This window comes from Chryseobacterium flavum (genome assembly GCF_003385595.1).
Classification (GTDB): Bacteria; Bacteroidota; Bacteroidia; order Flavobacteriales; family Weeksellaceae; genus Chryseobacterium; species Chryseobacterium flavum.
This window is the reverse complement of record NZ_QNUE01000024.1, coordinates 41,501-50,028: the sequence shown is the minus strand read 5'-3', so window position 1 is coordinate 50,028 and position 8,528 is coordinate 41,501. Positions and strand designations below refer to the sequence as shown.

The 8,528-nt window shown below is 38.6% G+C and carries 7 protein-coding genes; all 7 read right to left on the bottom strand.

Features of this window, described 5'->3' with window-relative positions; all coding sequences use genetic code 11:
• Nucleotides 1-193: 193 nt before the first annotated feature.
• Nucleotides 194-1,645, bottom strand: coding sequence for a TolC family protein (locus DRF59_RS19185; RefSeq protein ID WP_115963962.1), 1,452 nt, complete (start codon nt 1,643-1,645; stop codon nt 194-196).
• Nucleotides 1,626-4,748, bottom strand: coding sequence for an efflux RND transporter permease subunit (locus tag DRF59_RS19180; protein WP_115963960.1), 3,123 nt, complete (start codon nt 4,746-4,748; stop codon nt 1,626-1,628). Before DRF59_RS19180 ends, DRF59_RS19185 begins: the two co-directional genes overlap by 20 nt.
• A gap of 27 nt (nt 4,749-4,775) precedes the next feature.
• A complete protein-coding gene (locus DRF59_RS19175) occupies nt 4,776-5,864 on the bottom strand; it encodes an efflux RND transporter periplasmic adaptor subunit (protein ID WP_115963958.1) in 1,089 nt (362 codons plus the stop codon).
• A 59-nt stretch (nt 5,865-5,923) separates the two neighbouring features.
• Complete coding sequence (locus tag DRF59_RS19170; RefSeq protein WP_115963956.1) at nt 5,924-6,220, bottom strand: hypothetical protein; 297 nt, start codon at nt 6,218-6,220, stop codon at nt 5,924-5,926.
• A 319-nt stretch (nt 6,221-6,539) separates the two neighbouring features.
• Nucleotides 6,540-6,992, bottom strand: a complete 453-nt coding sequence (locus DRF59_RS19165) for an SRPBCC family protein (RefSeq protein WP_115963954.1) — start codon at nt 6,990-6,992, stop codon at nt 6,540-6,542.
• Nucleotides 6,993-7,002: 10 nt separating this feature from the next.
• Entirely contained in the window at nt 7,003-7,650 is a 648-nt protein-coding gene (locus tag DRF59_RS19160) for a murein L,D-transpeptidase catalytic domain-containing protein (RefSeq protein ID WP_115963952.1), read from the bottom strand.
• Between the two features lie 2 nt (nt 7,651-7,652).
• The gene (locus DRF59_RS19155) at nt 7,653-8,336 is read right to left on the bottom strand and encodes a TIGR02117 family protein (RefSeq protein WP_115963950.1); all 684 of its coding nucleotides are present in this window, start codon (nt 8,334-8,336) and stop codon (nt 7,653-7,655) included.
• Nucleotides 8,337-8,528 lie beyond the last annotated feature (192 nt).

Below are 8,528 nucleotides of genomic sequence, written 5' to 3'. Positions count from 1 at the left end.
CCTTCCTTTGCTTTATTCTACCATAATAACTCAAAAATATAATCTAAAAAAAAAAAATTCATTGAAAAATATGAGTTACAAAAAAATACGCCCATAAAAGAGGCTGTCCTTTTGAGACAGCCTCTTTTTTGTACATCGTAAAAAATAAAAAGGTTATTAAACCGGTGATTACTGATTTGTTCCGAATTCAGAATCAATCCAGCTTTCCGCCTAATGCCTTAAACAATAAGACATTATTTCTGGTATTCTGATGCCTGAACTGTAATAAATCAAGCTCTGCCGTCAACTTACTTTTCTGTGAATTAATCAGTTCAAAGTAATTTGCATATCCTGTCAGGTAAAGATCATTGGATACTTCTACACCACGATCCAGGAACTCAACTTCTTCTGATTTCAATTTCAAAACACGTTCATAAATCTTTGTCTGTTTTAAAATAGACTGCAGCTCATTAAATGCCGTCGTAATACTTTTCTGATAATTCAGAAAAGCAATTTCCTGTTCCGTACTGGCCACTTTAAATTCATGTTTTAGCTGCCCTTTATTAAATACCGGAACCATTAGCCCTCCCAGAAGCTGGCCTGCCAGTGAACCGGGCTTGAAAAAGGTTTCCACTGAAAAAGAATTCAGTCCAAAGCCTGCCCCCAGATCAATTTTAGGATAAAAGGCAGCCCTTGCCGCTTTGGCATCAGCCTGAGAGGCTTCCAACACGTAATAATTTGCTGCCACATCAGGTCTGGAATGAATAACATTTTCTACATTAATTGTTTTATTCAGGACCTCCATATTTGTAGGCATCAGCGTTTTACCACGTTTTACACCTCCACCATAGCTGCCCGTTAATGTAGTAATTGCCTGCTCCACCGTTACAATTTCAACTTTTATATGTTCTATTTCCGCAAGCCAGTTATTGTTCTGTGCTTTAAACTGCTGTACTGCAAGCTCAGTGGCTTTTCCGACTTCACGTTGCGCCAGGACAATTTCAAACGCCCTTTGCTGAAGATTATAGTTTTTCTGATAAATTTCCAGGCGATTATCCAGTGCCACCAACTGATAATACAGGTTTGCAATATCTGTAAAAAGCTCTACCTGTAACAGCCTCAAGCCTTCTGCTGAGGCCAGGTATTTCTTCTGGGCAGCAATTTTCCTGTTTTTAAGTTTTCCCCAGGCATCAATTTCCCAGCTGCTGCGTGCTCCCAACCAGTAATTAGGAGTAAAGTTCCGGTTGATCTTCTGCTCGTCCGTAATATTTGGTGAAAGATTGGTATCATAATTTCCTACTCCTTCCATCGTATATTTTCCATAACGGTTACCAGAAACTTCAACTCCTACTTCAAGAGAAGGTAAAAGATCCATTTTCGACCGCTGAAGAAAACTGTTTGCAATTTCAACCCTCTGCTGGGCTATCTGAAAATCAGGATTAGCCTGAACCACTTTATCAAAAAGTTCCAATAAATGAGGGTCCGTAAAATAAGCCTTCAGATTAATCTGCTGGAATTCATCCGGATCTGCATTTTTTTCCATTTTGATCACTTCTGCAGGCAATGTCTGTGCTTTTTTCAGTTCTGCAACTTTCGGAGCAGCACAGGATACCAGACTCAGTGCAGTGATTCCGTAAAATATATTTCTATGATTTAATCTTTTCATCTTTCTTCTTATTTTCAAGTTTTGCAAAGAATATATACAAGCCCGGAATAATCACCAATCCGAATACCGTTCCGATCAGCATTCCTCCTGCGGCTGCCGTACCAATGGAGCGGTTTCCTACAGCTCCGGCTCCGGAAGCAATACACAAAGGAATAAGCCCGGCTACAAACGCAAAGGAGGTCATCAGAATAGGTCTTAAACGCTGTCTTGCCCCTTCAATAGCTGCAGGAATAATATCAAAGCCCTGCTTGTTTCTTGCCACTGCAAATTCTACGATCAGAATTGCATTTTTAGCAAGAAGCCCGATCAGCATAACCAAAGCTACCTGTGCATAAATATTATTATCCAGACCAGCCAGTACCAAAGCTATATAAGAACCGAAAATTCCTGTTGGCAAGCTCAGCAATACCGGCATCGGAAGAAGGAAGCTTTCGTATTGCGCAGCTAAAAGAAGATATACAAATAACAGACAGATCAGGAAGATATAAACTGTCTGATTTCCGGACAGGATTTCTTCCCTTGTCATTCCTGACCATTCTATATCGAATCCTCTTGGCAGTGTCTCTTTTGCCACCCTTTCCACGGCTGCTATAGCATCTCCCGAACTGTACCCGTCCGCAGGCTCACCATTGATCATTGCAGACATATACATATTATATCTTGTCAATACTTCAGGGCCATATACTTTCTCGATGGTAATAAATGTTGAGAACGGAACCATTTCACCTTTATCGTTCTTAAGGTAAAGATTTAAAATACTTTCGGGTGTATCCCTATGTTCCGGGCTTGCCTGAACCATTACTTTATACATCTGGCTGAAACGGATAAAATTAGTTGCGTAATATGAACCCAGCATGGTCTGCAAGGTTGACATTGCATTATCAACAGAGACCCCTTTCTTCGCAGCCATGTCATAATCCATATTAATCATATACTGCGGGAAAGTGGCGTCAAAGCTCGTAAAACTGTTTTGCAGTTCGGGAGCTTCATTCAGCTTCTTAACAAAGTCTTTGGTAATTTTATCTGTATTTTCAATCGTCCCTCCGGTTCTGTCCAGCAGACGTAACTCAAAACCGCTGGTATTACCAAATCCCGGTACTGTTGGAGGCGCAAAAATTTCGATATCTGCATCTGCAATACTTTTTGTTTTTTCGGAAAGCTCTGAAATCAGATCATTTACCGAAATATTCCTCTCTTTCCAGTCTTTAAGGTTGATCATTGCCATTCCATAAGATGAACCTGCAATTTCTGTTACAATGCTATATCCGGCCAGTGTTGTTACGTTTTCCACTCCTTCTATTTTTTTTGCAATGGCAGTAACGTCATCCAGCACTTTTTCAGTTCTTTCTACTGTTGCTCCCTGAGGGGTTGTAACACTTACATAGACCATTCCCTGGTCTTCCATCGGAATAAATCCTGTCGGAAGAAACTTGCTGGTTACAAACGTAAGCCCGATAAACAAAAACAATAAACCGAAAGTAACTGTAGTTCTTGTGGCAAATTTTGATAAAATACCCACATATCCATTGGTCAATCGATCAAAACCAGTATTAAAGCTCTGGAAAAAGCGGTCAATTATTGTTTTCTTTTTATGATGATCATGAGGTTTTAAAATAATAGCACAAAGTGCCGGAGTAAGAGTCAGTGCATTTACCCCCGAAATCACAATACTGATCGCCAGAGTCAATGAGAACTGGCGGTAAAATACCCCAACAGGGCCATCCAGAAATGCAACAGGTATAAAAACAGCAGACATTACAATCGTTATAGCTACTACCGCGCCTGCAATTTCCTTTGTTGCACTGATAGTTGCCTCCATAGCCCCCATGCCTTCTTCCATCTTAACATGGACGGCTTCAACGACCACAATGGCATTATCCACCACAATTCCGATTGCAAGGACCAGGGCAAACAGAGTCAGCAGGTTGACTGAGAAATCAAGCATATTCATAAATGCAAAAGTTCCCACCAATGCTACCGGAACAGCCAATACGGGGATCAGGGTCGACCGCCAGTCCTGAAGGAATATAAATACTACAATTCCTACCAGGATGAACGCTTCAATAAGTGTTGTAAGTACTGCACTGATAGAAGCATCCAGAAACCTTGAAACGTCATACGCCATATTATATTCCATTCCGGGAGGAAAAGAAGTCCCTTTCAGCTCTTCCATTTTCGTTTTTACACTCTCAATCACTTCCGATGCATTAGATCCAGGACGCTGCTTCATCATAATGGAAGCAGATGGTCTCCCGTCTGTTTTGGAAACCATTCCATAGTTCATAGCCCCAAATTCTACTTTGGCAATATCTTTAAGCTTTAGAATAGTTCCGTCCACATCGGACCGGATAGGAACTTCTTCATATTGCTTAGGCTCAAAAAACTTTCCTTTATATTTGATCACATACTGAAGCTGACTGGAAGTTTTTCCGGAAGTTTCTCCTACTTTCCCTGGGGCTGCCGAAATATTCTGCTTCTGTAATGATGTAATGACTTCATCTGCTGAGATATTGTATGCTGCCATTTTCTGCGGATCCAGCCATATCCTCATTGAGTATTCTTTTTGCCCCATGATTTCTGCACGTCCCACCCCATCAATACGCTTCAGCTCCTGAAGAACGTTAATATCTGTAAAGTTATAGATAAACTGTTCGTCCTGGCTTGGGTCAGTACTTGTAATATTGAGATACATCAGCATACTGTTGACCTCTTTTTCTGTGGTTACTCCCGCCCTGATTACTTCTTCAGGAAGCTCATCAAGAATTGTGGTTACCCTGTTCTGTACGTTTACTGCCGCAACATCCGGATCTGTTCCTACTTCAAAAAATACCTGAATGAGGGTAAGCCCGTCATTGGAGGTTACGGTTGACATATAAGTCATACCAGGAACCCCGTTAATCGCACGTTCCAGCGGAAGGGCAACAGCATTGGCCGAAACCTCAGCATTTGCTCCCGTATATTTTGCCGTAACGGTAACGGAAGGAGGTACAATATCCGGGAATTGTGTAATCGGCATTTTCAGCAATGCCATAATTCCCAGCAGTACAAATAATATGGAAATAACCAACGAAAGAACCTTTCGTCTTATAAACATTTCTACCATTGTCAGTTGATTTAAAATTATGAAAGGTTAATATTTCTTTTTAATCTTGATCACATCACCGTCTTTTAAAGACTGTGTACCTTCATAAATAATCAAATCTCCCTTTTTAAGGCCGCTTTCCACCATATAAGAATCTCTTAATGTAGTTCCGATCTTAATATTGGTCATTTTCACTTTATTCTGTTTATCTACCACAAAAACATACGTTTTATCCTGGATGGAGAATGTTGATTTTTGTGGAATCAGGATAGCATTGGCCTGGTATTCGGAAATGTTCAGTTTCCCGGAAGTACCATGCTTGATCAAACGGTCAGGATTGGGAAATAGCACTTTATACCTGATAGAACCTGTAGTCCTGTCAATTTCTCCTTCTGCCGTTTTTAAGGCTCCGTTAAACTGATAGTTTACACCATTCGGAAGCGTCAGTTCAATTTTCTGATGGCTTCCTATCTTATCATTGGCCAAAAGTTCGAAATATAGGTTTTCAGGGATTGAAAAATAAGCATAGACTTCATTCAGCTGGGATAAGGTAGTCAGTAATGTACCATTCTCCACCAGGCTTCCGTCCTTATGAGGGATTACATCGATCACCCCGTCAAACGGCGCTGTGATCTTTGTAAAGCTTATTTTCTGTAAAACAGCTTTCCTTTCAGCATCTGCAAAAGCATGCCTGGCTTTAGCTGATGATAGTTTAGCTTTTACCATTTCCAGCTCATTAGCAGCAACAAACTTTTTGGCAAACAGGCTCTGAATCTGTTTCAGCTCCACTTCAGCAATACGCACATCAGCTTCAGTCTGCTTTATAGCAGCATTAGCCTTCAAAAGTTCCATCTGTAGCTCAGCATCATTAATTTTAAATAATGGCTGACCCTGATTCACAAACTGCCCTTCGTTGACATAAATATGTTGTATAATCCCTCCGATTCTGGAACGTATTTCTACATTTTTCTTAGCCTGGATATCAGTTACAAACTGATTACTGACTAAGGTATCTTTTTCTTTAATTTCAAGTACAGGGACTTCTTTTTCTTTTTGTGTGTTTTTTTTCTTGTCTTTACTGCATGACACAGCGAATAATGTTGCAAAAATGCAAATTATTACGTTTTTAGAATACATTATTAAATGTTTAAGTTATAAAATATCGATAAATAAAATTGATTTTCAACAACTTACAGCTAAAACAATTGGAGGAGATGCAGGAAAGACTTTACCCCGCAAATAATAGAAACAGCAATATCAGGAAGTATAATTTTAGGAATAGTCCTTAAAACTCCTGAAAAGTCTCCTGCCGTATAGTCATCTTTACGGACTGAATGTTTGACAATTTTAGAGGCAGCAGGTAATGCATGCGTATTCATATCTGCCTCTTCATAAACGTCGAGCAGATGGATATTGCCTATATGAGGTACCTGCGGAATATTACGCAGTGATTTTTCAGCCCAATTCGAATTGAAAAGGGTAAAAACCAGCATTATGTAAAATATGATAAATGACCTCAGACCTGCCATGCCCACTTAGAATACTTTGTTTTTAGAAAAAACGATAGTGGTGCAAAAATAAGGATTTTTACTGAGCTGAAGTGTTGCAGAATGTTAAAAAAACTTAAACTATATACATATTCATTGCATTTTCCGGTATTTTATGATCAGAATAAGCTAAATGGTTGTAGGCTGTGGATAGGAACACAGAAAATTGATATGATGAAAAAGAAAATTAAATGATAGCTGTTCAAGAGGACCACAATGAAAGGATCAGCACACATATAATCACTTATGAGCCCCTTCAACATGATCAAAATAACCTGCTCAATACCCTGAAACGATAATCAAAAATATAATCCAGTTTCTTTCTGACAAAGAGATCATGAGCCATTTCTCCAAGAACACCGAAAGGAAGTTCATATTCTACAGTATCTTTCATCAGTACCCCTTCTTCATTGGGTATAAATTCATGATGATGTTTCCATAATTTATATGGTCCTTTTTTCTGAAGATCAATAAAACTTTTTTGAAAATCCACATGGATAATCTCTGTCTGCCATTTCATCTTGATTCCAAGCAATGGAGAGATATAATAGTCAATAAGCATTCCTTCATAGATCTTATCATCTTTCATTTCTGTTAAAACAATAAACCCCATATCATCAGGAGTGATTTCGGAGAGGTTATTTGCGGAGGAAAAGAATTTCCAGGCCGTTCCAAGATCACAACTTAGCTGCTGCTCACGGAAAAGTGTATGTTTCATAATTCTTATTTTAATTATAAATCCACATCAGAACAGGTTTCTCTGAGCTCTGAATCAAAGGATCAATCTTTCTCATCGCATTATCAGAAACTGTAGGACAGCCCCAACCTTCCGGTGAACCTTTGGGAAATATTTCCTCATCATCCATTAGATTCCAGGAATGAAAAACAATATATCTTTTTAAAGCATTGCTGTTTGTTTCTTCCAGGCCGTGCATCAGATATTTTACATTAATCCCCCACTCACTGTATCCTCTTCCCTCTAGTTTATATTTCCCCAACGATGAAAGATGGCTTCCATCTTCATTACTGAACCGAGGCTGATCTTTAGAACCATCTTTACTCCATGAGTTCTCACCACATCCATGACCTACCAGAAATTTTTCTGAAATGGAATTCTTATTAAAATCCCATACAAAAAACCGTTTAATTCCTGAATGAAGACTCATATCTATAAGGATACAGAAATCGGTATTAAATTTTTTTGCTTCACAAAAGTTTAAGGCTTCTTTCGCCTTAGCCTTTGTTTTTGTGTAATCGGCCTGCGGGCGTTTTTCTATTGCATCAGCAGCAATTCCGATGACTCTGCTATTTTCTTTGTTTTGTTTACCACAGGAAAGGACCAGGATCAGGGTAAATAGCAAAAAGATATTCTGCATAACTACTTATAATGTTGAAAAATCCCAAAATCGGAAGGGGTCCAGAGTGCAGCTTTCTGTCCCGCCGCTTTTAAAGCATCATTGGTCCAGGTATTACAGGTATAGAGAAAGCTATAGGTTCCCTTTGCATCATAAAATGCATCATTATCACCATAAACAGCATCAGTTGGAATCAGAATAAAATTACCCTTCAGGTCCCTGTCAAATTTATTCTCCACAAATTTCACAAGATCTTTGTACTGGCTTCTGCTGATCAGGATCATTTTACAGTCATCACCTTCTTTCATTGTGGTATAATAAGTACAATGCATTGCAGAATCACTAAGCCAGAACGCTGCTTTAACCGCTGTTGAAAATTTCAGGTCCGCCCATGTTGGAGTATCAAGATAAAAGCCTTTATCTCCCCATCCTATTCCTATATAATTATAATCAGTCCTTTTTGATCTGGTATCATTAAATGGAATTTTCAGGCTCCAGTCCTGTAGGGCATTTCTCACAGGCATTACAATATCTGTGTGAACTCCGTTGGTATAAATATAAATAGGAAATTCCTTCTTTTGGCCGTCATCTTTCGCTGAAACAGAAATAAACGGGACTAATAATCCCAGAATTATATACAGGATCACAATACCTAAAATAACGCCCAATATTTTGAAGGTATATAATAATACTACTTTCACAGTCATGTTTTTTAATAAAATTTAATATGTAATTTTTCGTAAAAGTATTTGTTTTAATTGAAAAATTAGCTATATTTAATTACGAAATATTTAGAAATATGCGTAAAAATACCAAGTCTCAAAAAAGATTTAAAATAAGAGTAAAAACGGCTCCAAAAAGAATACAAAAAAGACGTTGATTTTCGATGAGATCTGATC

Bases quoted from the DNA above. Each gene is read 5' to 3' on its own strand.
- DRF59_RS19185 (WP_115963962.1), bottom strand. From the start codon at position 1,645: ATGAAAAGATTAAATCATAGAAATATATTTTACGGAATCACTGCACTG.
- DRF59_RS19180 (WP_115963960.1), bottom strand. From the start codon at position 4,748: ATGGTAGAAATGTTTATAAGACGAAAGGTTCTTTCGTTGGTTATTTCC.
- DRF59_RS19175 (WP_115963958.1), bottom strand. From the start codon at position 5,864: ATGTATTCTAAAAACGTAATAATTTGCATTTTTGCAACATTATTCGCT.
- DRF59_RS19170 (WP_115963956.1), bottom strand. From the start codon at position 6,220: ATGCTGGTTTTTACCCTTTTCAATTCGAATTGGGCTGAAAAATCACTG.
- DRF59_RS19165 (WP_115963954.1), bottom strand. From the start codon at position 6,992: ATGAAACATACACTTTTCCGTGAGCAGCAGCTAAGTTGTGATCTTGGA.
- DRF59_RS19160 (WP_115963952.1), bottom strand. From the start codon at position 7,650: ATGCAGAATATCTTTTTGCTATTTACCCTGATCCTGGTCCTTTCCTGT.
- DRF59_RS19155 (WP_115963950.1), bottom strand. From the start codon at position 8,336: ATGACTGTGAAAGTAGTATTATTATATACCTTCAAAATATTGGGCGTT.